At 40.5% G+C, this 26,167-nt stretch carries 22 protein-coding genes; 3 read left to right on the top strand and 19 right to left on the bottom strand.

The window, feature by feature from the left end; translation table 11 throughout:
* Nucleotides 1–134: 134 nt before the first annotated feature.
* The 7 genes from FTU58_RS07565 to FTU58_RS07595 all read right to left on the bottom strand — a co-directional run bounded on the left by FTU58_RS07565 (nt 135) and on the right by FTU58_RS07595 (nt 7,612).
* On the bottom strand, nt 135–854 hold the full coding sequence (locus tag FTU58_RS07565) for a D-Ala-D-Ala carboxypeptidase family metallohydrolase (RefSeq protein ID WP_004973092.1): 720 nt from the start codon (nt 852–854) through the stop codon (nt 135–137).
* A gap of 142 nt (nt 855–996) precedes the next feature.
* Nucleotides 997–1,320 carry a ferredoxin FdxA gene (gene fdxA, locus FTU58_RS07570; protein WP_004973093.1) on the bottom strand — a complete coding sequence of 108 codons (324 nt, stop codon included), beginning with the start codon at nt 1,318–1,320 and terminating at the stop codon, nt 997–999.
* Between the two features lie 213 nt (nt 1,321–1,533).
* Nucleotides 1,534–4,173: a DNA mismatch repair protein MutS gene (mutS, locus tag FTU58_RS07575; RefSeq protein WP_096900922.1), complete on the bottom strand. Its 2,640-nt coding sequence runs from the start codon at nt 4,171–4,173 to the stop codon at nt 1,534–1,536.
* A 549-nt stretch (nt 4,174–4,722) separates the two neighbouring features.
* Nucleotides 4,723–5,982, bottom strand: coding sequence for an OmpP1/FadL family transporter (locus FTU58_RS07580; RefSeq protein WP_180062295.1), 1,260 nt, complete (start codon nt 5,980–5,982; stop codon nt 4,723–4,725).
* 236 nt (nt 5,983–6,218) lie between these two features.
* On the bottom strand, nt 6,219–6,476 hold the full coding sequence (locus FTU58_RS07585; protein ID WP_004973099.1) for a DNA-binding transcriptional regulator: 258 nt from the start codon (nt 6,474–6,476) through the stop codon (nt 6,219–6,221).
* A gap of 145 nt (nt 6,477–6,621) precedes the next feature.
* Complete coding sequence (locus tag FTU58_RS07590; protein ID WP_154321263.1) at nt 6,622–7,056, bottom strand: DUF2946 family protein; 435 nt, start codon at nt 7,054–7,056, stop codon at nt 6,622–6,624.
* Nucleotides 7,057–7,204: 148 nt separating this feature from the next.
* A complete protein-coding gene (locus FTU58_RS07595) occupies nt 7,205–7,612 on the bottom strand; it encodes a rhodanese-like domain-containing protein (RefSeq protein ID WP_096900921.1) in 408 nt (135 codons plus the stop codon).
* A gap of 242 nt (nt 7,613–7,854) precedes the next feature.
* Here FTU58_RS07595 and FTU58_RS07600 point away from each other — a divergent pair, with 242 nt between their 5' ends.
* The 3 genes from FTU58_RS07600 to FTU58_RS07605 all read left to right on the top strand — a co-directional run bounded on the left by FTU58_RS07600 (nt 7,855) and on the right by FTU58_RS07605 (nt 9,331).
* Nucleotides 7,855–8,034, top strand: coding sequence for a hypothetical protein (locus tag FTU58_RS07600; protein ID WP_004973110.1), 180 nt, complete (start codon nt 7,855–7,857; stop codon nt 8,032–8,034).
* Nucleotides 8,035–8,288: 254 nt separating this feature from the next.
* Nucleotides 8,289–8,564: an iron-containing alcohol dehydrogenase gene (locus FTU58_RS14070; protein ID WP_253103581.1), complete on the top strand. Its 276-nt coding sequence runs from the start codon at nt 8,289–8,291 to the stop codon at nt 8,562–8,564.
* Nucleotides 8,525–9,331 (top strand): maleylacetate reductase, encoded by an 807-nt coding sequence (locus FTU58_RS07605; protein WP_257222348.1) that lies wholly within the window; start codon nt 8,525–8,527, stop codon nt 9,329–9,331. The genes FTU58_RS14070 and FTU58_RS07605 overlap by 40 nt, the downstream gene beginning before the upstream one ends.
* A 74-nt stretch (nt 9,332–9,405) precedes the next feature.
* Here the strand turns inward: FTU58_RS07605 and FTU58_RS07610 are convergent, their stop codons facing one another.
* The 12 genes from FTU58_RS07610 to FTU58_RS07665 form a co-directional block, all read right to left on the bottom strand.
* Complete coding sequence (locus tag FTU58_RS07610) at nt 9,406–11,400, bottom strand: triacylglycerol lipase (protein ID WP_180062296.1); 1,995 nt, start codon at nt 11,398–11,400, stop codon at nt 9,406–9,408.
* Nucleotides 11,401–11,528: 128 nt separating this feature from the next.
* Entirely contained in the window at nt 11,529–12,431 is a 903-nt protein-coding gene (locus tag FTU58_RS07615; protein ID WP_004973117.1) for an ABUW_2363 family tetratricopeptide repeat lipoprotein, read from the bottom strand.
* Nucleotides 12,432–12,605: 174 nt separating this feature from the next.
* Entirely contained in the window at nt 12,606–13,403 is a 798-nt protein-coding gene (gene cysE / locus FTU58_RS07620; RefSeq protein WP_004973118.1) for a serine O-acetyltransferase, read from the bottom strand.
* Nucleotides 13,396–14,244 (bottom strand): RNA methyltransferase, encoded by an 849-nt coding sequence (locus tag FTU58_RS07625; protein WP_004973119.1) that lies wholly within the window; start codon nt 14,242–14,244, stop codon nt 13,396–13,398. The genes cysE and FTU58_RS07625 overlap by 8 nt, the downstream gene beginning before the upstream one ends.
* A 28-nt stretch (nt 14,245–14,272) precedes the next feature.
* Nucleotides 14,273–17,836, bottom strand: a complete 3,564-nt coding sequence (gene dnaE / locus FTU58_RS07630) for a DNA polymerase III subunit alpha (protein ID WP_004973121.1) — start codon at nt 17,834–17,836, stop codon at nt 14,273–14,275.
* Between the two features lie 244 nt (nt 17,837–18,080).
* On the bottom strand, nt 18,081–18,776 hold the full coding sequence (locus FTU58_RS07635; protein ID WP_004973122.1) for a methionine ABC transporter permease: 696 nt from the start codon (nt 18,774–18,776) through the stop codon (nt 18,081–18,083).
* Entirely contained in the window at nt 18,773–19,798 is a 1,026-nt protein-coding gene (locus FTU58_RS07640; protein WP_179988649.1) for a methionine ABC transporter ATP-binding protein, read from the bottom strand. The genes FTU58_RS07635 and FTU58_RS07640 overlap by 4 nt, the downstream gene beginning before the upstream one ends.
* 74 nt (nt 19,799–19,872) lie before the next feature.
* Nucleotides 19,873–20,745, bottom strand: a complete 873-nt coding sequence (locus tag FTU58_RS07645) for a MetQ/NlpA family ABC transporter substrate-binding protein (protein ID WP_180062297.1) — start codon at nt 20,743–20,745, stop codon at nt 19,873–19,875.
* A 784-nt stretch (nt 20,746–21,529) separates the two neighbouring features.
* Entirely contained in the window at nt 21,530–22,813 is a 1,284-nt protein-coding gene (purD, locus tag FTU58_RS07650) for a phosphoribosylamine--glycine ligase (protein ID WP_004973125.1), read from the bottom strand.
* Nucleotides 22,814–22,984: 171 nt separating this feature from the next.
* On the bottom strand, nt 22,985–24,559 hold the full coding sequence (gene purH / locus FTU58_RS07655) for a bifunctional phosphoribosylaminoimidazolecarboxamide formyltransferase/IMP cyclohydrolase (protein ID WP_004973127.1): 1,575 nt from the start codon (nt 24,557–24,559) through the stop codon (nt 22,985–22,987).
* A gap of 92 nt (nt 24,560–24,651) precedes the next feature.
* Nucleotides 24,652–24,921, bottom strand: coding sequence for a DNA-binding transcriptional regulator Fis (gene fis / locus FTU58_RS07660; protein ID WP_001086304.1), 270 nt, complete (start codon nt 24,919–24,921; stop codon nt 24,652–24,654).
* A 389-nt stretch (nt 24,922–25,310) separates the two neighbouring features.
* Nucleotides 25,311–26,165, bottom strand: a complete 855-nt coding sequence (locus FTU58_RS07665) for a DUF3426 domain-containing protein (RefSeq protein ID WP_004973129.1) — start codon at nt 26,163–26,165, stop codon at nt 25,311–25,313.
* Nucleotides 26,166–26,167: the final 2 nt, after the last annotated feature.

Raw genomic sequence — 26,167 nt, forward strand, 5'->3', positions numbered from 1 at the left:
GGATAATCTTTTTCAGATTCAATCAATAATTGAACCGCTCTTTCTCTGATTTCAGGGGTATATTTTGGTTTTGTCATTGGAACATTCTCTCAAGAAAGTTGGTCTCCGACAAACCCGGTACGGTTCACACTGAATTAGAAATTACACATAGATGAATGGCGGCTTAAATCTGGCCCCCAAGTTCGATAACCTTGTGTATCAATATGAATTTGTCCTGAAGCGTATAAGCCTAAGCCCATGTTTAAACTTTGACCATATTGCTGCCAGAACTGACACAGTCTGTATTTGGTACTTTCAATATAGGCATAGTCTTCGGCATTCGGGAATTGTGGCCCAATTCTAAAATCAATGGCTGAGTTAAATAAGTGACGCGATGAGTTCGCACCACCTGCACATTGATTCAGTGGTAAATCTCGATAGACAGAAGTGACTTCAAAATCAGTTAAGACTTTAGAGGCGACCAAATATTTAAATACACGCAAGGTAGGCACCTGATTTTGCCACAATTCACGACTTGGAATCATAAATTGCGAACGTCCACAGCGTTGCCAGTCACGTGCGGTACGCATTAATTCAAAACTTGGAATAATATTGCCAACACCGTTGTGTTCCAAGAAGCGTTCATATTCACGAACTTGGCGTAAATTGTCACTCACTGCCACCCATGCATTATACGAATAAGGCACAATTTTAGGTGCTACCTGACGCTCATAGGTGATTTTTTCTTGAGGAATGAAAATTCGTTTTCCATCGGGCGTGGTGATCGTTGTTGTTCTGTTTGGGGTTGAACTACAGGCAACCAAGATAACGGGAACAATGCTGAACGAAAACAGCGCCTTGAAAAATTTCTTCATTAGGCAAATCAGATATTTATTTAAAGTGGCAGTATTCTAATCGAAAATGCTGGTTAAAATTTGAAAATATTGCAATCAAATGTGTGTTTTAGGTATAAAAAAAGATCAGCACAGGACTGATCTTTTTCACAACAAGACGAACTTACTTTTCTAAGTATTGTAATTTGTCTGGTTTGCCATTCCATTCTTCACGATCAGCAGGTTGATCGCCAATTTGTGTAATGTTTGGCCAAGTCTGTGAAAGTTCAGCATTTAGCTCGATAAACACTTCCTGACCTTCTGGTAATTCATCTTCAGAGAAAATAGCGTTGGCAGGACACTCTGGTTCACATAATGCACAGTCGATACATTCGTCTGGATTAATGACAAGGAAGTTCGGACCCTCGTAGAAGCAGTCTACAGGACAAACTTCAACGCAGTCTTGATATTTACATTTAATACAGTTTTCAGTGACAACAAATGTCATGGCGACAGCTACCTAAAAATATGGTTCTAATTCAGAATAGTCTATTTTAGGCAAAAATCACTACAACTAACAATCGCTTTTACTGATATTTGATATAGACAGTGCTGCTAAATTTGATAAAAGGGGGATAAAACCATCAAAAAAACTTATAAATGACAAAGACTCTCAATTGAGAGTCTTTGTTTAGCTCAAATATTTTAGAAATAACAGCGGCTAAGCGTTCAATTGTTCCTTTAAAGCATACAATTGTTCCAGCGCTTGTCGTGGCGTTAAATTATCGACATCTATACTGCGTAATAAATCTAAAGCAGGTGATGGTTTTTCTACCTCTATTACACGTTCAATCACTTCTGGTTCAGCTGAGCTTGTTGCTGGTGCAAATAGGTCATCTTGAACGGCTAAATTGACATTTTTGTGCTGCTGTTTTTCTAAAATTCTTAAACGGTTTTGCGCTTCTTTAATCACATTGGCTGGAATGCCTGCCAATTTTGCCACTTGCAAACCGTGACTTTGGCTTGCAGGACCTTGTTGAACTTTGTGCAAGAGAATCAGGTTGCCATTCATTTCTTTGGCGGTTACGTGGTAGTTATCCACCCCAGATTCTTTGCTTAATTCGGTCAATTCAAAATAATGCGTTGCAAATAGGCATAAACATTTGATGCGTTTGCTTAAATCCAACACACATGCCCATGCCAAAGATAAGCCATCGTAGGTACTGGTTCCGCGACCAACTTCATCCATCAGCACCAAAGACTGTGAGGTTGCATGGTGTAAAATTTGTGAAGTCTCAGTCATTTCGACCATAAAGGTCGATTTACCTGTCGATAAATCATCGGCAGAACCAATACGGGTAAACACGCGATCAATAGGACCTAATACGGCTGTTTGGGCAGGCACATAACTACCACAATAGCCAAGTAGGGCAATGAGTGCGGTTTGACGCATATACGTTGATTTACCGCCCATATTCGGGCCAGTAATAATTGCCAAACGATGATTGTAGTCGAGTAAAGTATCATTCGGTGTAAAGGCGGTTTTACTCAAGGCCTCAACAACAGGATGACGTCCTGCAGTAATTTTAATTCCAATTTCAGGGCTATATTCAGGGCGTGCCCAATTGCGTAAACGTGCTTGATGGGCAAAGTTTGCCAATAGATCAATTTGTGCAATCGCGCTGCTCATCATTTGTAATTGAGCAATGTCTTGGCGTAATTCATCCAATAGCATTTCAAATAGCATCTTTTCACGGGCTAAAGCACGGGACTCGCTAGACAGGACTTTATCTTCAAAACTTTTTAGCTCTGGGGTGATGTAGCGTTCTGCATTTTTTAAAGTTTGACGACGGATATAGTGTTCAGGTGCTTGCTCGGCTTGGGCGCGAGTGAGTTCAATGTAGTAACCACTGACACGGTTGTAGCCAATTTTTAACGTTGGGATACCGCTTTCTTGGCGCTCTTTGACTTCTAAATCAATCAGGAATTGCCCCGCATGATCACGGATTTTGCGTAGTTCATCGAGTTCACTGTCAAAACCCTCTGCAATGACATTGCCATCACGCAATAGTACAGGTGGGTTTTCTACAATTGCCTGCATCAGCCGTTGATGCAGTCCATGAAAATCGCCCAGTTCTTCATTCAGGTTTTGAATGAGTGCGGATTGTTGTGCAGAAACAATGGGCTGTAAGGCATGACGCAAATAGGGAATTTGCGCACAGGCCTGACGTAGTTGTACCAAATCACGTGGGCGTGCGCTACCGAGTGCGACACGACTCAGCACACGTTCAATATCACTAATTTCTTTCAGTACCAAACGCACAGGCGACTCATGGTAACCTTGTATTAAGGCTTGAATTGCATCCAGTCTTGCATCTAACAATGCCGTGTCACGCAAAGGTTGCATCAAGGTACGACTCAGTAAACGGCTACCCATGGCAGTTTGGCAATCGTTAATCAGTTGGAATAAAGAAGTGCCGTGTTCAAATAATGGTTCAACCAATTCCAAATTACGTCGGGTCACAGGATCAAGCGCAATAAAATCGCTGCTTTGTTCTAATTGAATACTGCGAATATGTGGTAAAGCCGTTTTTTGGGTTTCTTTGGCGTAGTGTATTAACGCTGCCGCTGCTGCTTTGGCTAAGGGCAAATGATCAATACCAAAACCTGAAAGTGACGATACAGCAAATTGATCACAAAGCGTTTTTTGTGCATTGTTCAGGTTGAAATCGACATTTGGGCGTTTGGTCACAGGGCAGTCAAGCTGCTTTTTAACCTGTTCAATAATATTCGGATCGACAATATCTTCATCGACCACAATTTCGCTTGGCATTAAACGAGAAAGTTCAATCGCGAGTTGTTCAGGCAAATAATCCATTTGCTGAACTTTAAAAATCCCTGCACTTAAATCCAGCAATGCGATACCAATTTGGTTTTGCTGTAAGCATAAAGAGACCAAGTTGGAAGATTGATGACTGTTGAGCAAGGCATCATCGGTGAGCGTGCCTGGGGTGATAATCCGTACTACTCCACGCTCTACAGGACCTTTGCCTGTCACCTCGCCAATTTGCTCACAAATTACCACGGTTTCGCCTTTTTTGACCAAGCGAGCGAGATAACCTTCAGCAGCATGATATGGCACGCCCGCCATTGGAATAGGTTTGCCACTAGTTTTACCACGGTGGGTGAGGGTAATGCCTAAAAGTTTGGCAGCTTTGTGTGCATCATCAAAAAATAATTCGTAGAAATCGCCCATGCGATAGAACATTAAAGAATGTGGATGTTCCATCTTCACCCGTAAGTATTGCTGCATCATTGGAGTGTGTGAAGATAGATCAGCCATGATTTCTGTCATGTTCATGCAGTTGAAGTCCTTTAATTTGAAGCGTAATTTAAGTGTAAGTATGTGACTAGCTTATTTTACGCCATCTTAGTCAAATTAGTGAACCTGCATGTCATTGTTGCTCGCTCTCTAACGAGTCGAACATCGAGCGGTTTAAGCTTTTAAATGGATAATATTCAATTGATCGGGTGTGTTAGTGAGCACACAGCCATAAAAAATATCGCCCATAAAATCTAAACCCACAGTTTCAAAAATGATATCGCATAGCTCAAAGAGCTTAGCAGTTGAAAATGTATGATTTGCGAAGTTAAAAGTGAAAATTATTGTGTCATTTGGCTGAATTTTACTGAGTTTTTCGTGTAATTCATCGTTATAAAAAGCATCGAAATTTGATTGTTTTCTATGGATTCATTTAGAAAGTAGTGCATGTTGTAACATTATGCTTTGCATGGTCTTATTTCTAGCTAAAGCCGTACTTTGGAAAAACTTCATCACAATCAAAGTAAAAAAAGCCATCATCTTTTCAGATCATGGCAAGCTATTATTCAAACTCAAGCTATGTAGAATTTAAAAATTCAAACTATATGACACGCCCAAAATATTTTGGCTCATGCTTAAATTGGCTTCGCCACCACCAAAATCAGCGGGGATAGAGTTGTTACCTTGCACTGTTTCTTTGAGTGCGTGTGTATAAGCCACACTTACATTTTGTTGATCATCGAGTCGCCAAGTTGCACCAACACTTAAATGCTCTTGTACCACACCTGGTGCCAAAATATTTAGGAAGGTTTGATCATTTTTAACAGGCTGATCGTTATAGCTATAACCCGCACGTAAAGTCAGTTTTTCTGAGGCTTGATAAGTCGCTGAAATTTTATAGACATTGATGTCATCCCATCCAAAACCAGGACCTTGTGTTGTGCCAAATTTATTGTTTGCGAATAATTGATCCAGTTTATTGCCAACAGAATCTACATCTGAATAATTAATGCGTAAGTAATCTGTCGCGACTGATAAAGCAGGGGTAAGTTGATAATTTAAACCTACACCATAGCTTTCAGGTACGTCAAAATCACCTTGTTTGGCAAATAAACCTTCATATTTCTTAAAGCGGCTGGCATTAATTTTAGATGAATAGCTTGCACCAAGGGTCAGTTTCTCATTTGGTTTTGCAGACCAGCCAATACGTGCACCTACACCGTATGAATCGTCATTGCCACGGTCGCTAATTGCTGCATCGTTGGACGAAGCACCACCAAATACATCACCAGCAAAACCTTGTGCGCTAAAACGTTGATATAAAATATTTGCAGCCAAAGCTATAGATTGATTTTCTGCATATTTCCAAGATAAAGCAGGTGAAATAAAGGCTTGGGTTAATGAAATACCTGCGCTTCCTGTATTATCATAAACTGCATAAGGATTATTTTTATAATTGGTATTCATGCCACCATTGCCATAAACCGCAATACCCGCAGTGACTTGTTCATTCACTGGGTGAACATAACCTACATCTGGAATTACAAAGTATTTACGGCTATTGCCATCATACTGACCATTTGCTCCATAACCATTTCCTGTAATTTCAGACTCACGATCTGGAGAGAAAATAGTTAAACCTGCATCAACACGCTTATCTAACCAGCTCAAACCCGCTGGGTTGCTTGCAATAGTCAGACTGTCCTGAAAATTGGCAATGGCTGTGCCTGCATTTCCTTGAGATTTCGCACTATATGCATGCATGAAATATCCTGTTGTTGCAAAAGCAGATGTTGAAAACAAAGGTGCGATAACAGCAATTGAGATAAAAGAAGATAGATATTTCATGAGAATATAGATCGAGTAAAAACAATATATGCGGCAGTATATTGAAAAGTTATATTCTTGTATTTGAATATAAATTCATATCTTTATTATATTTTTGAATATAGAGCTATGAAAACAGCAAGGGTATTCATTCTATATGTATATCAAAATGATGCTTCAAATCTTTTGACCAAAGAAGCTCCCTTGGGAGCTTCTTTATTGATTTACATTGCTTTAATTCATAATTATCAAGTGCTTTATGCCAAATTTTCTAACACAAATTGTGGCGATTTAATAAATAATCGAATTAATGCTTGAGCAGAACTCGAGGGTTGACGAACACCACGTTCCCAACTTTCTAAAGTTCGGGCAGAGATACACAATTTTGCCGCAAGTTCAGTTTGTGAAATATTCATTTTTTGCCGAACTTTAATGATCTGTTGTGCTAAATCCAAACAAGCCGTTTGCTCTACAGTATGATTCACATGATTATGACTGTGTTGAAGCAGATGCATAGTTATCTCCTCCTTAGGGTCGAATAAACAAGTCAATGAGTTATTAAAATAAGTATTGTCCTACAGCTGCATAAATTTGATACTGCAAAATTTACACTTTAGAGTGAAGCAAAGATGGCAACACTGTAAGAAATGATAAGAAAATTCAAGAGTCAAAGTGGGGCGGGGCACGACCTTGTGGCAGAACAAAAAGCGGCTCAGTTTGAAATAGTGTTGGTGTAAACGATGTTTTAAAAGACAAAACCCGAATTTGCGTTCGGACTAAAATTGGTCTGATTTTGTTTTCAAATAATGGTAGTGCAAAACTATAAACTAGACAGTATTCACATTCATGATCTGTATGCGCCGCATCTTCAGATGATGCATGTTCGTGTGAACTTTCAAGTCCGAATGCAACATGAGTCGCAGTTTCATGGTGTGTAGATGAATACGAAGAATGGGGTGCGGTGCGTTCTAAAAATAATGCTTGGGCAATAGTTTCACAGACAGAGGAAAAATGTTGTTTCTCTGGTAATAAAGGCTGTAGGAACACAGCGACTTGTAACAAGATTGCAAATAATCCTAGCAATCTGCCCCACATCATAAACACTGTATCAATCTTTTATTCAATTTATTCATGTAATACTATAACAAAAATGACAATGATAAATATTGAAGTATTACACGAAGTTTTAATTAATATTTAACCTAATATTGAGCGTTATTTAAGCATTCAACAGACCCTAGTATCATCTTGTAAAAGAAACTGTCGGAAAACCTGCTTCCAGCCAAGCTTGCATACCACCTTGCATTGAATAGACTTTCTCGAAACCCATTCTTTGTAAGGCTTGAGTGGCAAGTGCAGAACGCGCACCAGTACCACAAAGTAAGTAAATATCTCGTTCAGCCAGATTGGTAAGAGCACGTTCAACATCGCAATAGTGGTTTACTACAGGGTGTTGTGCAATTTTCATTTCTAACATGCCGCGTGGAAAATTCACTGCACGGTCTATTGCACAAGCCTGATGTTCTTCAGGTTCTCGTACATCAATCAAAATAATATCGGGATGTTGCAAATATTTTTCATGCAATTCTTGCACGCTAATTTCTGTAATTTCACTTTTGGCTTCAGTGATTAGTTGATCTGGTGTTTTCATTCATCCACACTCATTTATTTTGAGTTTATATAATATAATATTATATATTTAATAAGATTTTATTATTGTTAGGAAATGTGTCTGATCGAATATCGTTGTGATTTTCTATAAAAACATTTTAAATCAGGTGTTTAAATCCTAATAAAATTTAAGTCATCAATTGATCAAAAAGTCATATCTTATTCAACTATAAGGTATATACTAGATCTAACACTTTTGTTCGATTGTTCAGGGGACGTCAAATGCCTGCAAGATTTTTTGGAATTTTTCTGGGTTTAATTGCAGCGGTATTAATCATTGGTGGATTATTCATCAATATGATCAGTGGTGAAGCTACCGTAGTGGAATACTGGATTTTATTGTTGCTTCCATGTTTTGGTATTCCAATTTTGTCTGCAGTGTGCCTAAAAGAAATAGACTAAGCACAAAAGTATAAGTTTTCTTTACATTAAAATTGATAGATGATTCATCGCATTTAATTTTAATGATCCAAAAGCCCATGCGATCATGGGTTTTTGTGTTTACAGCAAAACAGTTGGTTTTGAGTTTTATTTGAATATTTGCAAAGCAGCGTTGCAGAATTGGGCTGTTCAGCAGCCTAGTCATAGTTAAATGCTATTAAAATCTAAAGACAATATTTAAGTTTAATAACATGTAAGCATTCCATTATCAGGTATTGCCAATCAATGTTCATTTTGGCGTAGGTCATCTGCAAAAAATTCAAGAGATTTTACGATCTTATACCTATAGGCGTATTTTAACTATTGCCACTGCAGGGCAAAAAGCCGCAGGCGAGCGTTTATTGGCACTAATCCAAGACATGGCTGTAGCGGTCTATCCTCATGCGGTGATGCATGTGCCAAAAGAAGTTGCCGATCAAGCCATTCAAGATGTGCAGCGTTTAAAGGTCGATTGCTGTTTGGCACTCGGCGGTGCTCTGCGATTGGTTTAGCCAAAGCAATTGCTTTAGAAACCCATTTACCGATTATTGCAATTCCGACCACTTATGCAGGTAGTGAAATGACTGCGGTGTATGGCATCACCGAAAACCAGCTGAAAACCACAGGCAAAGCAGCTCAAGTTTTGCCTAAAGTAGTGATTTATGATCCTGAATTGACACTCAACTTACCCACTGAAATTTCGGTATGTTCGGGTATGAATGCGATGGCACATGCAGTTGCGGCATTATATGCACAGGATAAAAATCCCATTGTAAGTTTAATGGCGCTAGAGGCGATTACTCAACTGGCACAGGCTTTACCTGAAATTGTGCAAGCGCCTCATAATATGCAGGCACGTGAACATGCTTTATATGGCACATGGTTGGCAGGTGTGTGTTTGGGTTCGGTGGGTATGGCAATTCATCATAAAATTTGCCATAGCTTGGGCGGACGCTATCAGTTACCACATGCGCAAACCCACGCCATTGTGTTGGCGTATTCAGTGCATTACAACCGACATGCAGATATTGCTGCAATGAATCAACTGGCAGCGGCTTTAAATGTGTCAGATCGGGAACAGTTAGGCTTGGCGATTTATCAGCTTAACCAAAAATTGAATATTCCAATGGCACTTAAAGATTTAGGATTACCCGAAACAGCACCTGCCCAAGTGGCACGTATTATCTGTGATAGTCCATATTATAATCCACGTGAATATGACTATGCCGAATTAGAGGCTTTATTGACCAAAGCCTATTGGGGACAAGCACCGCTATAATGCTGCTAAAAAATAGCATGATAGATAAAAAACCGAAGCCACTTAGACTTCGGTTTTTTATTTGCCGTGACGGATTACGGTTTATACAAGCCTAAATCTTGCAAATGTAATCTAAGAATACGTCGCAGTTCCAATACAGCTTCTGGCGTTTCCTGAATGGAATGTCCGCCTTTAATAATTTTTTCTGAAACAGCGCCATCTAAGTGGGCACTGTTGTAATGCACCACATCGTCATTCATTAACAGATGCTCAGTGCTGTCGGTATTATTGCCAATAATACTGTGATATTTAAATCCTTTGACAGGCAAAATATCTTCAGTTAATTCCGTAAATTTGGAATTTTTACTTAAATCACTCGGTCCATTTTGAATGACGCCATGCCCAATTTCTTTGGTTAGATTTTTTAAATCGACTTCATGTTGCTGCAAGGTATCCGCAAACGCGCTAAAAAAAGCAGTCGGTAAGCGAATGACTTTACGTGCTGCAAGGGTGAACCAGCGGTCTGCAAACTCTGTACCTTTATGCGGTGCAGCCAAGAATATTGCACGGTTAAAATTGGTGATGGGTTTAAGGCGCAAACGTGCTTGCAACAAAGGATCAGATTTAAAGCGTTCCAGACGTCGGTTTTTAAGCATTTGCATGGCAGGTTGAGTTAAATCAGTATCGCTGACCAACAAACGTGCCAAAATACCACCCATGCTGTGTCCAATTACTACAGCATCTTTTTTGGCTGCAGCAGAAGGACTGACCTGTTTAAAGCCTTGTTGAAGCAAGGCATAAATTTGGAAACGGCTTTCTAAAATTGGCATATTGGTCGAGTAAAACACTTGCCAGACTTGAAAGTTTTCCCGCAATACAGGATCGCCCATAATATCGTTGGTTAAGCGAATCCACGCTTCGGGGCTACTGGCCAAACCATGAATGAGGACAATGACTTTTTTATTCGGATTATACGGCTCAAGTAAGTACAAATGCGGCATACTGAGTCGTTCTTCACGATCAATTAAGGATAAATAAGCCGATTTACCTAAATTATTTTGCGCTAACCACAAGCCATAAGGTGCAGAAAAGTTAGCTGCAAGCGGGTAGTTCTTTTGTGCAATTTGGGCAGATTCATATTTATACGGATCATAAGCCTTGAGCTTAAAATGCGGCCGATTCAAAATATCTTCAATGGAATTGGCGCTATGTGGTTCTGCAGTGATTGTCGCGGCTAAATAGCGAGCTTGGTGAATATTTGGATTTTTTCCTGCAGGATAATCATATTTTAGCGGATCAATAATATATTTGCTTTTGCTCAGATCATCGTTTGGATTTTCAGGCAATACCACCAGAAATTCAGACCCAAAACCATCACGGCGCGTGACCGAGCGCAAACCCGAAAAGTTCAGGTTATAGGTTGACATCAACTGCTGAATTTTTTGTTGTTTCAGCTGCGGGTAGTACTCAAAATCAATGTCATAAATGCTGTTGCCAACACGAATTTGTTGTTGCAATTCATCGTGTTTATAGCGCAGCGCATAGCTGCTGACCAATTTGGCAATCGCCTGATTATAAAAATCCCGAATTTGGACTTGTCTGTTATCAAAAAGACGGTCTTGCGGCGCACGTTTGGTTTTAAACATGTAGGCGTAACTATAACGAATACTTTGATCGAGCATGTGCAATTGCTGATCTAAACATTGTTCATAATTGGCCTGATGAATTTTTTGTTGTTCTTCCGATCTTTTACTGTTCAGAATACTGATTTTACAGGACGATGAATTTTCCAGTTCAATCGCTTTCGCTAAATATAATTCACTGGCGGTTGAGAGCAGTTGTTCATCCTGAATTTGTGGGATTTGCTTGAGTGCACTCACACATTCTTCAGGTTTTTCGGCACAAATATTGGCTTCACGTCCTGTCATCGACAAGACATTTAAACTGGCTTCACTCAGTTTTTTGCGCGATAAAATACTATCACGTTCATTGGCAATACTAACTTTTAACGCCTGATTTTTAACACTGACTACCTGACAACCAGACAGCAGTGTTGTACTGAGCAATGCAGCAATCACAATTTTATTCATGGAAAGTCTGGCTTAATTTTTAAGATTTTTTTCCATCATACGTTTTTTTAAAGCTTTTTCAATTGCGTAGAAAGCAAAATAGACCGTCGAAACGGTCTATTTTTAGGTATTTTTGTATCGATTTTTTATTAAGTGCGTGGTGCGATCACTTGCCACACATTCCAGCGACCTTGCTTTTCAATTTCAGCAATCAAACGGTCAGCCACTTCGGCTTCTTGCGGGTATTTGATTTTATAGTTTTTCAAAGTTTGTACTGCATTTTTCTTTTGTTCCATGGCAATATAATTGTTTGCCGCAGACAAATAAGCTTCCTGCACACCTGCTTTCATGGCTTTGTCTAAATAAGGAATGGCTTCACGATGACCGCCACCTTCAGACAGACCGAAACCAAACCAGAAATTCGCTTCGGCATCTTCCTGATTAATTTTTAAGATACGCTGCGCATAGTTAAGTGAGCGTGTGGTGTAAACAGAGCCTAAGTCTAGATTACGTGCCATAACACTGGCTTTAAATGCACGCATCAAAATATCAAAAGAGGCATTTTCATTGGCTGCCAAAGTGTCTAATTGTTGAGTCACTTCTTTGAGCTTTGCCTCGAAACCACGACGTTCCTGACGTTCGCTAAAACGTGGTGGATAGTGACGTGCTTTGCCTTCGACCAATTGTAAGAAGTCATCAATTTCGGTGATGTCAATTTCGTTTTCACCTGCCAAAACTGCAAACTTCAAGCTACGGGCATTGTTATTGACCGTAGGTACAATCAATTTGTTTTGATCTAAGGTAATGCTTTTGCTTGGATCATTTGGGTTAGTAACCACCATTTTAGTCACAGGCTGTGCTGCTGCTTTTTGTAGGTTAATTTCAAATGGTGGTGGGGCATCATAATTAAATGGATTTAAGGCATAGAATGGTGCACTTAATTCAGGTTCGGTAAATACGATAGGTGGTTTTACTTCTTGTTTTGGTGGTGCAACACAGGCGCTAACGAGCGTTGCGGCTAGAATACTGAGTGCCAAAGGCTTAAGGGTCATGGTGTTCTTCCGTTCAATTTATTTTAAAAGTGAGAGGTGATTGTGTCGGATTAAAATATTGCATGTCGGTCAGTCTAAGAAATCTGTTCCGAACATGCAATACAATTGAGGGGGCTTAGTTACACAGTGATACGAAGTTTTTTTAAGTATGTAGGATTGATCAAATAAACAGCCCTATTTACTTTGTGCTTCACACTCACGTCTAACATCTTCAATTATTTTTAATTCTTCTGCACTATAAGGTTGTTCATTTTGCTGTGGGTTTTTAAAGCTTGGGTCAAGTAAAGAGAGGCGCTGACATAATAAATTCATACGTTTTTCATTTTGTTCCAAGCGATCTAGTAATACTCGCATGCCGTCCAATACTGGGTCAGATTGGTCCTGCGTTGCTGCATAAGGTTGGAAACCAATACTGGCAGCATAATCACGACGACGTGCTTCCTGATCATCGGCAGGTTTATTTTTCATAATAAAGCGCGCAGGGTTACCCACAGCAGTTGCGCCTTCAGGTACTTCTTTGGTCACAACCGCATTAGAGCCAACTTTGGCATTTTTATGTACGGTGAATGGGCCTAGAATTTTCGCGCCTGCACCGACTACTACGCCATCTTCCAAAGTTGGATGACGTTTGCCTTTATTCCACGTTGTGCCGCCTAAAGTCACGCCATGATATAAGGTGACATCATCACCAATTTCAGCAGTTTCACCAATCACCACGCCCATGCCATGGTCAATAAAAAAGCGACGACCAATTTTTGCACCGGGATGAATTTCAATTCCTGTAGCAAAACGGCTAAATGACGAGAGTAGACGTGCCGACCCCTTGCAGTCTTTGTTCCATAATTCATGCGCCACACGATGCATAATTAAAGCGTGAATTCCTGGATAAGTGGTTAAGACTTCAAGTGTATTTCGAGCAGCAGGATCGCGCGCGAAGACAGCTTGAATGTCTTCTTTGAGCTGTTTAAGCATTAGTTTGATCCTCGTCCTGTGTTGATGTAGATTTTTTCCATGAACCGTTATTCATTGCTTGTACGCGGCTAAAAATACCGCGAAGTAAATGGTATTCCATACGATCTAATTGTATACGTCCGAAAAGCCGACGCAAGCGCAAAGGCAATAATCGTGGATTTTTTGGATCCATAAATTCAATTTCTGCCAGCATTTTTTCTAAATGTGGATAGAACTGTTGCATTTGTTCATGGTTGACCAAAGGTTCATCCCATTGCATCGCTTCAGAATCTGTCACTTGCATCGTCGCTGCAGGATCGGCAATTTTTCCGACAATATCGATGGCAGCCATACGCATTTCATAGCAAATCACTTGAATGGCTTGAGCAACATTGAGCACACCATATTCTTCATTGACAGGAATCGTCACGTGATAATTCGCCAAAGCCAGCTCTTCATTGGTTAAACCACGATCTTCACGTCCAAAAATAATGGCAACATTTTGCCCATGCTGTGCCACAGCATTTAACGACTTTTCTGCCGCAGGGCGTGCATCTAAGAGTGGCCAAGGAATAGTACGACTACGTGCACTGGTGCCAAAGACCAAATGGCAGTCGGCAATTGCATCTTCGAGCTGTTCAACCACTTCAATCTGTTCAATTAAATCGGTTGCACCTGCCGCCAAAGCATCAATATCTGGATGCGGATAGGTTTTTGGATCAACCAAAACCAATTTACATAGCCCCATGGTTTTCATGGCGCGTAAGGCGCTACCGATGTTGGCAGGCAGGGTGGTATTCACCATGACAATACGCACGTGGGAGAGGTGTGCGGCAACAGCTGCATTGTCGGTTTGACTCATAACAAATCCAGATGGGTTAAATTTTTAATTAAGAATATTGATCAACTTCGGTATGGTATAAATCCATAGCATCATCCATGCTCATATCAGCAGGTGGTGGAGCAATCGATGCAGGTTTCGCCACATCGACAGCTTTCGCGGCTTTGGATTTCACTTGATATTCGATATGCAGGCTTTCTTTACCAAAATAGTCACGCAATTTGACCAAGGCTTCATCTAAGGGTGCGATTTTCCACTGAATGCCCAAATGTAATTCTGCAGTGGCATAAGCATAGTCAAGGTGCAATAAAACAGGAATATGCGTGCATAAATCCACATTACAATAAGGCAGCAACATATTTTGTAAGTCTTGACTCAAGGTCTTGCTTAAATGTTCTGCATGCAAGTGAATTTGAATACTATTGGCGCGTTTTTGACGAATTTCATTCAAGCTAAACGCTTTGGTTAAGCGTCCCATTGGGCGGTCAAAACCTTCACGTTCGTAAATTTCGCCTTCAATCACCACCACTTTTTCAGTTTGTACAATATCTTTAAAGCGTTGGAAGCGCTCATGGTTGGCAGATACTTCAATACGTGCCGTACCATCATCTAAAGTGACCACCATCCGATTTGGGAAGTTGGCGACATCCACCACCAAGCCTGCAAAGACGGTGGTCACGCCACGACGGGTTGGCGTCAGTTCATTAATTTTACTTGGAATAAAGGCTTTTAATTCATTGCGATAGACATCAATCGGGTGACCAGTGAGGTAAAGTCCAAGTGTGTCTTTTTCACCTTTAAGTCGGACTTCATCTGACCATGGTTTTACAGGTTTGGCAGGCTTACGTTGTACTTCTTCAACTTCACCAAATAAATCCATGATGCCTGTTTCACGGTTGGAACGTGCTTGTTCCGCCGCTTGTACCGCTTCTGGCAATTGTGCCATTAAACTTGAGCGTTCGATGCCTAAACAGTCTAATGCACCCGCACGAATTAAGGCTTCAAGGGTTCGTTTGTTGATTTTTTTCAAATCAATACGATGACAGAAGTCAAATAAATCGCGGTATGGGCCTTCTTTTTGGCGAGAATCAATCACCGATTGCATGGCTTGTTCGCCCACGCCTTTAATTGCGCCAAGTCCGTAGACAATGGTGCGTTCATCGCTGGCGTGGAAATGATACAAAGACATATTTACCGAAGGTGGTAAAACTTCCAGACCATTGTGGCGACAGTCATCAATCAGGAACACCACGTTATCGGTGTTTTGCATTTCCGACGACATTACCGCAGCCAAGAATTCGGCAGGGTAATGTGCTTTCAGCCATGCCGTCTGATAGGCAACGAGGGCATAAGCAGCCGCGTGGGATTTGTTAAAACCGTAGCCTGCGAACTTTTCCATATAGTCGAAAATATGGTTGGCTGTGGCGGCATCAATGTCTTTTTTCGCAGCACCTTCAATAAAGATTTGGCGCTGTTTCACCATTTCTTCAGGTTTTTTCTTACCCATAGCACGACGTAGTAAGTCCGCACCACCGAGGGTATAGCCTGCACAATACTGTGCCGCCTGCATTACCTGTTCCTGATAAACCATAATGCCGTAGGTTGGTTCAAGCACACCTTCTAGCAAAGGATGCAGATACTCAAACTCGCCACCGTGCATACGGTGAATAAAGTCTGGAATGAGATCCATCGGGCCAGGACGATACAAGGACACGAAGGCAATAATTTCCTCAAATTTGCTTGGGCGTGCTTCTTTCAGCATCTTTTTCATGCCCACGGATTCAAACTGGAATACCGCTGTGGTGTTGGCATTGGCAAAGACTAAATAGGCGTCTTTATCGTCCAATGGAATATGGGCAATATCTAGCGGTGTATCGGCTTGGATGCGTTTATTGATATTTTGTACTGCATCTTCAATAACCGTCAGGTTACGTAAACCCAAGAAGTCAAATTTGACCAAACCTGCCGATTCAACATCGTCTTTATCGTATTGTGCAACACGGGCGGTTCCATCAGCATCGCACATAACCGCAGAAAAGTCGGTGATTTTGGTTGGTGCAATGACCACACCACCTGCGTGTTTGCCTGTGTTGCGGGTAATGCCTTCAAGTTTTAAAGCCATTTCCCAAATTTCTGAAGCATCGTCATAGTCTGGGTTAGATGGATTGGTCACCACATCTTTCAGCTGTGGTTCGGCTTCAATTGATTCTTCCAAACTAAGCCCTAAAGGTTTAGTTGGAATCAGTTTAGAAATACGGTCTGCCAAACCATAAGACTTGCCCAAAACCCGTGCGACATCTCGAATCGCACCTTTGGCGGCCATAGTACCGAAAGTGGCAATTTGTGATACCGCATCACGTCCATAGGTGCGTGCCACATAATCAATGACTTTATCGCGTCCTGCAATACAGAAATCGACGTCAAAGTCGGGCATGGATACACGTTCTGGGTTTAAGAAACGTTCAAAGAGTAGTTCATAACGCAATGGGTCTAAGTCGGTAATTTTTAAGCTATAAGCGACCAATGAGCCTGCGCCTGAACCACGACCCGGCCCAACAGGTACGCCATTATTTTTAGACCATTGAATAAAGTCCATGACGATGAGGAAGTAACCCGGGAAGCCCATCGAGTTAATAATATTAATTTCGTATTCAATTCGTTCATCATAAGGTTTGCGAATTTCTGCCCAGTCTTCATCGCGCTGTGTGACAGGATAGAGCACATTTAGACGTTCTTCTAAACCTTGTTTGGATAGGTGCGCGAAGTAGGTATCAATGGTGTGTCCGTCTGGAATTGGATAATCTGGAAGGAAATATTTACCCAATTGCAGCGTGACGTTACAGCGTTTGGCAATGTGATAGCTGTTTTCAATAGCACTTGGAATGTCGGAAAATAATTCCGTCATTTCTGCAGTAGTTTTAAAATATTGCTCAGGACTATACGTTTTAGGACGACGGTTATCCCCTAAAACATAACCATCGGCAATACAAACTCGCGCTTCGTGCGCTTCATAATCTTCACGGCGGACAAAGTGCACATCATTATGTGCCACCACGCCAATATTATATTTTTTAGCTAATTTAACCGCTTCGGCAATAAAAGCATCTTCATCGGGACGATCTGTACGGGTCAGTGCCAAATAAACCCGATTACCAAATTTTTCGATCCATTCTTCTAGCAACGGTTCGGCTTTTTGTGGATTGGACGTGATCAGCATTTTGCCGACATCACTTTGAATGCCGAGTAACAGAATTAGGTCATCGGCTTGTTCTAAAATCCATGCTTTATTGACGCAAGGGATATTGAGTTGCTGACCTTCAATATAGCCACGCGACACCAATTCGGTCAGATTGCGCCAGCCGTGATTGTTCATCGACAATAAAGTCACACGATGATCGGCATCATTTAAACGCAGCACTGAACCTAAAATCGGTTTGATGCCTTGCCCCAAACATTTGCCATAAAACTTTACGGCAGCGTGCAGGTTAGAGAGATCGGTCAATGCCAAAGCAGGCATTTCTTCATTGACTGCAGCTTTAATCAAGTCAGGTACGCGTACAATCGACTCGGTAATCGAAAATTCTGTATGTATACCTAAATGAACAAAGCGCATGAATCAGTCCCTTAAAAAATCACGGGTTAGTTTAGCATGCTCTGCTCAAGACAAAACATGCTGCAAAGTTTTTCCTACGGTTTTCGATGATCTTGACCGTATATCAAAATTTCAGTTTTTTGGATGTTGATATGGCGTGAATCACGTATGCATGGAGAAGGAGTGTGGTTTTAACCCCTTACACACTCAAACGAGTAGCAAGGAGTTAAATGGTGAATCTATTTCTGATGTGTAGATGAAAGATTTATCTGAGTTTAGATAACCAATCGCCTAAACTTTGCACCAATTGCACTAAAATTAATAAGACCACCACGGTTAGCATCACGACACTACTATCAAAGCGTTGATAACCATAAGAAATAGCAAGGTCACCAATGCCGCCTGCACCGACTGCGCCTGCCATAGCAGTTGCGCCAATTAAGCTAATGGTGGCTGTGGTTAGGTTCAAAATGAGTGAGCTACGTGCTTCAGGTAAAATAAATTTGAAGATAATCTGTAAGGGTGTAGCACCCATTGCCTGTGCAGATTCGACAATCCCTTCATTGACTTCAAGCAGTGAAGTTTCTACCAAACGACCAATATACGGGCCGACATAAATGGTCAGTGGAACAATGGCTGCCCAAGTTCCGATGGATGTACCCACTAACAATTTAGTCAGCGGAATCACCGCAATCAATAAAATAATAAAGGGTAGGGAGCGTAGTGCGTTTACAATCGGGTTAAGCCCGTGATAAATCACACGGTTTGGCAAAATACCTGTCGGACGAGTCACTACAAGGGTAATGCCCTGAATAAAGCCCCAGATACAACCAAACAACATGGCAAAGAACACCATGTGAAAGGTCTCTTGTAAGGCTGTAACAAACTGGTCAATAGATAAAGAGCTTTTCCAGAAAGGCGCAGTTACTGAGGTCAGCCACTGTACAATTAAATCTCTCATGCTTGTATTCCTGACTGTTCAACTTCAACGCCATTGGCTTTCAGAAACTCAAGCGCCTGTTGAATGACGTTTGTATCACCGAGTAATTGAATGAACATTTGCCCAATCACAGCACCATCAATTTCGGTCATATTGGCAAATAAAATATTCAGGCTAATATCAAACTGTTTAATGATAGCTTGAATCACGGTTTCCTGAGCCGATTTACCTAAAAATTTCAGACAATAAATGCTGTGCTGATTTTGATTTTCCAGATTATTCAAAATATTGATAGGCAATTGTTGCTGCAACACAGTTTGAATGAAGCTTTTAGTGGTCGGGTGTTGCGGCTGACTAAAAATTTCCAAGGTTGAACCTGTTTCAATCACTTTGCCTTGTTCCATCACTGCAACATAATCACAAACCGATTCAATCACATCCATTTCATGCGTCACCATTACAATGGTAATGCCTTGTTCACGGTTAATTTTTTTCAGTAATTCCAGTACAGATTTGGTAGTCTGCGGATCAAGTGCCGAAGTCGCTTCATCGCAGAGTAAAATTTTAGGATGATTGGCTAGCGCACGCGCAATACCGACACGTTGCTTTTGTCCGCCTGAAAGTTCATCAGGATAGGCATCTTTTTTATGTTTTAAATCAATAAACTCAAGTAATTCATTTAAACGTTTTTCACGTTTGGCTTTGTTCCAGCCTAACAGTTTCATCGGCATTTCAATATTGGCAGCCACAGTTTTGGTCTGCAATAAATTGAAGTGCTGAAAAATCATTCCAATATGGGCACGTTCTTGACGCAATTCACGGGCATTGAGTGCAGTAAAATCTTTTTGATGAATGATGACTTGCCCAGCATTTGGACGCTCCAACAAATTGATCAAGCGGATTAACGTACTTTTACCTGCACCACTATAGCCAATAATGCCAAAAATACTGCCTGTTGGAATTTGTAGATTAATTTGATCCAACGCACGCAGTGTTTGACCTTTGAGCTGATAGTGCTTTGAAATGTTTTTAAATTCAATCATATCGTCAAGAAATGTCCATAAATGAAAAAACAGGCAAAGTTCGCTTTGCCTGTTTTGTTTAACGCATTATATTACTATTTTGCTGCTTCAGTGAAATAGCTGACAGGTTTATTTACCGCAACTTTTGTTCCGCCAAAGTGCTGATCAATATATTGCTTCACCGCTTCGGTATGATACAACGCACCTACTTTTTGCAAGATTGGGTCATTTTGACGATCTGCAGCAGTCGCGAGAATATTGACATTCATTTTTGTGCTTTGGTCAATTGGTTCGTAATAAATTGAATCTTTCAGTACGTTCAAACCACCTTCCATTGCAAGGGTGTTGCCCAAGACAATTGCATCGACTTCATCTTTTACACGTACAGCCGTTGCCATTTGAATTGGTTTGATTTGAATTTGCTTAGCATTTTCTACGATGTCTGCAGGCGTGCCTTGAACATTGTCAAAACCATCTTTCAGTTTAACCAAACCAGCCGATTGAAGTAATAACAGTGCACGTGATTCATTGGCACCATCATTTGGAATAGCAATGGTTGCACCTGTTTTGAACTCATCCAACTTTTTCACTTTGCTTGAGTAAATACCCATTGGCTCTAAGTAAGTTGTCGCTACTGGTGCAATTTGATCTTTATTGTTGGCATTAAATGCCACCATATAGGCATAAGATTGGAATGCGTTAAGATCAATTTCTTTATTTGCTACCGCCGTGTTCATTGACACGTAATCGGTGAAGTTTTTCACTTCAAGTTGAATACCTGCTGCTTTGGTTTCAGGTAAGTTGGCAATAAAACGCCAAATATCTGCATCTGAACCAGTCGATGCCATAGTGACAGTGTGTAGAGCAGAAGAATCTTTTTGTGCCGCGTCAGTCGCAGGCGCTTCTTGTTTGCCACAGCCAGCCAAGCCAACTGAAAGACCAAGTACAAGACCAAGGAGCTTTTTCATGAATATATCCCGAGCAAGTTTAAGCAGTGCCTAAAGTTGCCAATGATTGAGAAGAATCAAATCAGCACGATGGATGGAATCGCATGATGATGATTTTGTATGTTTCTCAAATATGTTGTAGGTATTGTTTGAGTACTGAAAAAGTCAGCCCACAGCTCAATCAATAATTTTGAGATGGATGGGCAATTCACTTTTTCAAAAGATGCACCATCATAACAATAAAAAATAATTCTATATAGTGCTGTGTATGTTATGCATATCACTGTTTTACAACAGAAAGCGAATAAGTCAAAATAAGTTCTTATAAATAAATATATTCTGTAAAGATTAAGGATTTGAACAAGTGTTTAAATATTTAGGTGCTTTAAAATTTATTCTGCAATCGATAGTAAAAAACGAGATATGAAATTGTCGGTATGAAATCGGCTTAGTTACAAGAATCAGAACATGGCTGTAAATACATAAAAGAAGTTATGAATGATTTTTCCAACGATAATATATCGCCCATATATAAGGCAAACAGAGTAACAATGAACCTATCCCTATAAAAACATAAGCCAAATATATTAATCCTGCAAAAATAAAAAGTATTTGCAATGTAAACTCAACGAATATTGAAATTAAAAATTCTTTGAAGCTTTTTATTTTTTGCATGTTTATTGATCTAAAGTATTTTATAAACGTAGATCATCACAATGTACATGGGTTACAACCTGATAAACAAAAAGCTCGTACAGTGACGAGCTTTTTTATGGACTTAAATTTTTAGGCTAAACTAAAAATTTTAAGCATTTTCACGAGCAATGGCACGATAGCCAATATCTTTACGATATTGCACACCATCAAAGGTAACTTTTTCGCACAGTTCAAGGGCTTTAGCTTGCGCTTCGCCAATGGTATTACCGAGCGCAGTTACACACAGTACACGACCACCATTGGTCACAATCTCACCATCGGCATTGCTTGCTGTACCTGCGTGGAATACTTTCGCATCTGCCATTTGTGTTTCTAAACCAGAAATCACATCACCTTTGCCTGAAGTTTCAGGGTAACCCGCAGTCGCCAATACAATCCCGACAGTTTTGCGTTCATCCCAGTCTGCTTCGGCAGGTAAGTTGCCAGCAATACCTGCTTCAACCAAATCTACCAAAGATGACTTTAAGCGCATCATAATTGGTTGTGTTTCTGGGTCACCAAAACGGCAGTTAAACTCGATCACTTTTGGTTGACCTTTGTCGTCAATCATTAAGCCTGCGTATAAGAAACCTGTATAAACATGACCGTCTTTTTTCATACCTTCAACAGTAGGACGCATCACTTCATTCATGGTTTTTTCAAATACGTCTGCAGTCACGACAGGGGCAGGAGAGTATGCACCCATACCACCAGTATTTGGACCTTGGTCGCCTTCAAAAATACGCTTGTGGTCTTGTGAAGTTGCCATAGGAAGGATGTTGTCGCCATCAATCATACAAATGAAAGAAGCTTCTTCACCTGCAAGGAATTCTTCAATGACTACACGTGAACCTGCATCACCAAATTTGTTGCCTGCTAGCATGTCATCAATTGCATCAAATGCTTCTTGATTGGTCATCGCCACGATCACGCCTTTACCTGCAGCAAGACCGTCCGCCTTGATCACGATTGGAGCACCATTTTTTTCAACAAATGCTTTTGCCGCATCAACTTCGGTGAATACGTCATAGAATGCAGTTGGAATGTTGTGACGTTTTAAAAAGTGCTTGGCAAAGGCTTTAGAACCTTCAAGCTGTGCAGCAAACTGGGTTGGGCCCCAAATTTTTAAACCCGCTTCACGGCAGGCATCTACTACACCATTGACCAGTGGTGCTTCAGGGCCAACAATGATTAAATCAACAGCATTATTTTTGGCAAAGTCGATGATTGCAGGGTTATTTTGAATATCTAACGCTACATTCTCGCATTTGTTTTCTGTTGCCGTACCTGCATTACCCGGTGCAACGAAGACTTTAGCGACTTTGTCATCTTGTGCGATTTTCCATGCCAACGCATGTTCACGACCGCCGCTACCTAAAACTAAAATATTCATCTAAAAATCCCTCAAAGAATAAAATCCCCCTAGCGAAGCTATGCTTTTCACCCTTGAAAAGGAAGGAGATTGTGCATAAAAACACAGTTCCCTTACGTGAAAAGTCCCCCTTTTATAAAAAAGGGGGATTTCGGAGGATTATTAAATACGACTTCTAATTAATGAGTTTAATTAGTGACGGAAATGACGCATGCCAGTGAAGACCATTGCAATACCAGCTTCATCTGCTGCTGCAATCGTTTCTTCATCACGCATAGAACCACCCGGTTGAATAATGCATTTGATACCAGCTTTAGCTGCGTTATCAATACCATCACGGAATGGGAAGAATGCGTCAGATGCCATTACTGCACCTTCAACCACTAAACCTGCATGTTCTGCTTTAATGGCAGCAATACGAGCAGAGTTTACACGGCTCATTTGACCTGCACCAACACCAATGGTCTGACGGTTTTTTGCATAAACAATTGCGTTCGATTTTACGTATTTCGCAACTTTCCAAGCAAAGATCATGTCGTCAATTTCTTGTTCAGTTGGTGCACGTTTGGTCACAACTTTTAAGTCATCTTTAGTGATCATGCCCAAGTCTTGATCTTGAACCAATAAACCGCCGTTGACACGTTTGTAATCCATTTGTGGAGCGCGTGCATCAATCGCAGGAAGTTCGCCACATACCAGTACACGTACGTTTTTCTTCGCGCCAGTCACTTCAAGTACGCCATCAGCAATGCTTGGTGCAATGATCACTTCAACGAATTGACGGTCTACAATCGCTTGTGCAGTCGCAACGTCTAACTCACGGTTAAACGCAATGATGCCACCAAATGCAGATTCAGGGTCAGTTGCATAAGCAAGGTCATAAGCTGCTTGAATACCGTCTAAAGAGACAGCAACACCACATGGGTTCGCGTGTTTTACGATCACACAAGCAGGTTTTGCAAATGATTTCACACATTCAAGTGCGGCATCAGTATCTGCAATGTTGTTATAAGATAATTCTTTACCTTGAAGCTGTTTCGCTGTAGAAACAGAAGCTTCAGTTGCAGCAGGGTCTACATAGAACGCTGCAGATTGATGCGGGTTTTCGCCGTAACGTAAATCTTGCGCTTTGTTCAATTGTGTATTGAATGTACGTGCAAATTGGTCAGCAGTACCTTCTTCTTTACCTACACGTGCACCTAAGTAAGAGGCGATCATGCCGTCATATTGTGCAGTGTGTTCAAATGCTTTCACTGCCAAATCAAAACGAGTTTCGTAAGACAATGCACCGTTGCTTTTCATTTCTGCAATAACAGTCGCATAGTCAGAAGCATTTACTACAATACCTACAGAAGCATGGTTTTTCGCTGCAGCGCGAACCATAGTAGGGCCACCAATGTCGATGTTCTCAATCGCATCTGCAAGTGAACAATTTGGTTTTGCAACAGTCGCAGCAAATGGATAAAGGTTAACAACAACCAAGTCGATGGCATCAATATTGTGTTCTGCCATGACTGCTTCGTCTAGACCACGACGAGCCAAGATACCGCCATGAATTTTTGGGTGTAACGTTTTTACACGACCATCCATCATTTCAGGGAAACCAGTATGCTCTGATACTTCTACGACAGCAATATTGTTGTCTTTAAGCAACTTATAAGTACCGCCAGTAGATAAAATTTCTACCCCAAGAGCAGCAAGGTCTTGTGCAAATTCAACAATACCTGTTTTGTCAGAAACAGAGATTAAAGCGCGTTTAATAGTCATGATCTTCGTCACAGTTTTCAATTACAGATTAAAACAAACTAGCAAAATGCAGGTAAAAAAAATGCCTGCGGAGGTCGCAAGCATTTTATCACTTATTCACTCATTAAACCGTGAGCTTTTAACTTTTTACGTAAAGTACCACGGTTTAGTCCAAGAATTTCAGCAGCGCGTGTTTGGTTACCGCGAGTGTATTCAAGAACAACAGATAAAAGAGGTTTCTCCATTTCTGCTAACACCATGTCATACACTTGTGAAGGTTGTTCACCTTGTAGTTGTGCAAAATAATGGCGAACTGCGCGATCTACGTGAATACGTAAAGCAACATCAGATTGTGCAGTAAAAATAGGAGATTTGCTATTCATGCGAATTAATCCGAAAATCAGATATCACTGGGATAAAGTGATATATCAATGTGGTCTATAAATTAAATGAACTCCGTTTTAGATCCTAAAACGGGAAGTTCTAAAACTGGAACATTTAGCTTGCCACAACTCTAGGCATTGGTCGAAATTTAAGCGTAACAATACATTAATAATTGTTACAGACCAAAATCAAAACAAAAAATCTACTCTGTACGCGATATATAAAAATAAAGCGCATTAGACAGATCTATATTTGTTGTGAATCTTGCGAGGAGTTTGCAGCACAAAGCTTTCGTGGCGCGTATGATACCATTGTATGAGAAAAAGTGAGCAAGAAAACTGCAATTTTTTTAATTTTTTTCGCTATTTTTTCACTATTTTTTTGTGAATTAAGGCTTGATAATTTCTAAAGTATAGGCATCGAAGTCGTTTCGTGATATTGGAACTAAAATGTCAAACTTAAATGGACTGTTTTTAGGAATACGTTGAATGCTCGAAAGACTTTCGACCAAATACTCCTGTGGGGAATAGATGTAAGTCGATAATGTTTGTTGTTTTTCTTTTAAAGTGACTTTGATATTAGGCAAAGCCAAGCTTTTATCATAGTAATTGATCAGCTCACCCGTAAATTGTGTATTCATACGATCTACACGTTTAACCTTCACGCGATTTGCTGAAATTAAGCTATAGCGTTCTTCTAAACTGCTACAGTTAAAAAATTGACAGACTTGGGTAAACACAGAATTCAGTGCAGGGCTGCTGTTTAAAAACTTTGGGTTAAACCACAAAATTTGGAAGATCAACAAGCCAATCAATAAAAGATTAATAATTCCCCAAAGTAAGTAGTAACCATTGCCATGCTTTTTTTCACTTTCAAGATCAGGCGCAGACAACTTCATGGCAGGAATGTTGCCAATCGGTTCAGTACTGAAATAATTGAGGTTATTCAGATAGGTTTTCAGATCAATATTGGAATGTTCAACTTTACGCTGAAAAATATCTAAAATATGTTGCGGTTGCGCAAGTTCAGCAGTTGCCTGCATAAAACTGCGGTTTTGAATGTGATGTAATTGTGATGTGACTGAGTTTTTATTTTGAGGAAAGGCAAATACCAAATGCGAAAGAGCATTAAAGGTATTGTCGCATTTAGGACAACAAACCATCCCTTGCGCAACGGTCAGCTGCGCAACGGATACTTTATAAACAGTTTGGCATTCAGGGCACTTGGTTTGCTTGTCACTCATAA

The organism is Acinetobacter sp. YH12120 (assembly GCF_013418795.1).
Classification (GTDB): Bacteria; Pseudomonadota; Gammaproteobacteria; order Pseudomonadales; family Moraxellaceae; genus Acinetobacter; species Acinetobacter towneri.

What these genes read in the sequence shown, in the direction of transcription:
- FTU58_RS07565 (WP_004973092.1), bottom strand. Translation starts at nt 854, where the DNA reads ATGAAGAAATTTTTCAAGGCGCTGTTTTCGTTCAGCATTGTTCCCGTT.
- fdxA (WP_004973093.1), bottom strand. Translation starts at nt 1,320, where the DNA reads ATGACATTTGTTGTCACTGAAAACTGTATTAAATGTAAATATCAAGAC.
- mutS (WP_096900922.1), bottom strand. Translation starts at nt 4,173, where the DNA reads ATGAACATGACAGAAATCATGGCTGATCTATCTTCACACACTCCAATG.
- FTU58_RS07580 (WP_180062295.1), bottom strand. Translation starts at nt 5,982, where the DNA reads ATGAAATATCTATCTTCTTTTATCTCAATTGCTGTTATCGCACCTTTG.
- FTU58_RS07585 (WP_004973099.1), bottom strand. Translation starts at nt 6,476, where the DNA reads ATGCATCTGCTTCAACACAGTCATAATCATGTGAATCATACTGTAGAG.
- FTU58_RS07590 (WP_154321263.1), bottom strand. Translation starts at nt 7,056, where the DNA reads ATGTGGGGCAGATTGCTAGGATTATTTGCAATCTTGTTACAAGTCGCT.
- FTU58_RS07595 (WP_096900921.1), bottom strand. Translation starts at nt 7,612, where the DNA reads ATGAAAACACCAGATCAACTAATCACTGAAGCCAAAAGTGAAATTACA.
- FTU58_RS07600 (WP_004973110.1), top strand. Translation starts at nt 7,855, where the DNA reads ATGCCTGCAAGATTTTTTGGAATTTTTCTGGGTTTAATTGCAGCGGTA.
- FTU58_RS07610 (WP_180062296.1), bottom strand. Translation starts at nt 11,400, where the DNA reads ATGAATAAAATTGTGATTGCTGCATTGCTCAGTACAACACTGCTGTCT.
- FTU58_RS07615 (WP_004973117.1), bottom strand. Translation starts at nt 12,431, where the DNA reads ATGACCCTTAAGCCTTTGGCACTCAGTATTCTAGCCGCAACGCTCGTT.
- cysE (WP_004973118.1), bottom strand. Translation starts at nt 13,403, where the DNA reads ATGCTTAAACAGCTCAAAGAAGACATTCAAGCTGTCTTCGCGCGCGAT.
- FTU58_RS07625 (WP_004973119.1), bottom strand. Translation starts at nt 14,244, where the DNA reads ATGAGTCAAACCGACAATGCAGCTGTTGCCGCACACCTCTCCCACGTG.
- dnaE (WP_004973121.1), bottom strand. Translation starts at nt 17,836, where the DNA reads ATGCGCTTTGTTCATTTAGGTATACATACAGAATTTTCGATTACCGAG.
- FTU58_RS07635 (WP_004973122.1), bottom strand. Translation starts at nt 18,776, where the DNA reads ATGAGAGATTTAATTGTACAGTGGCTGACCTCAGTAACTGCGCCTTTC.
- FTU58_RS07640 (WP_179988649.1), bottom strand. Translation starts at nt 19,798, where the DNA reads ATGATTGAATTTAAAAACATTTCAAAGCACTATCAGCTCAAAGGTCAA.
- FTU58_RS07645 (WP_180062297.1), bottom strand. Translation starts at nt 20,745, where the DNA reads ATGAAAAAGCTCCTTGGTCTTGTACTTGGTCTTTCAGTTGGCTTGGCT.
- purD (WP_004973125.1), bottom strand. Translation starts at nt 22,813, where the DNA reads ATGAATATTTTAGTTTTAGGTAGCGGCGGTCGTGAACATGCGTTGGCA.
- purH (WP_004973127.1), bottom strand. Translation starts at nt 24,559, where the DNA reads ATGACTATTAAACGCGCTTTAATCTCTGTTTCTGACAAAACAGGTATT.
- fis (WP_001086304.1), bottom strand. Translation starts at nt 24,921, where the DNA reads ATGAATAGCAAATCTCCTATTTTTACTGCACAATCTGATGTTGCTTTA.
- FTU58_RS07665 (WP_004973129.1), bottom strand. Translation starts at nt 26,165, where the DNA reads ATGAGTGACAAGCAAACCAAGTGCCCTGAATGCCAAACTGTTTATAAA.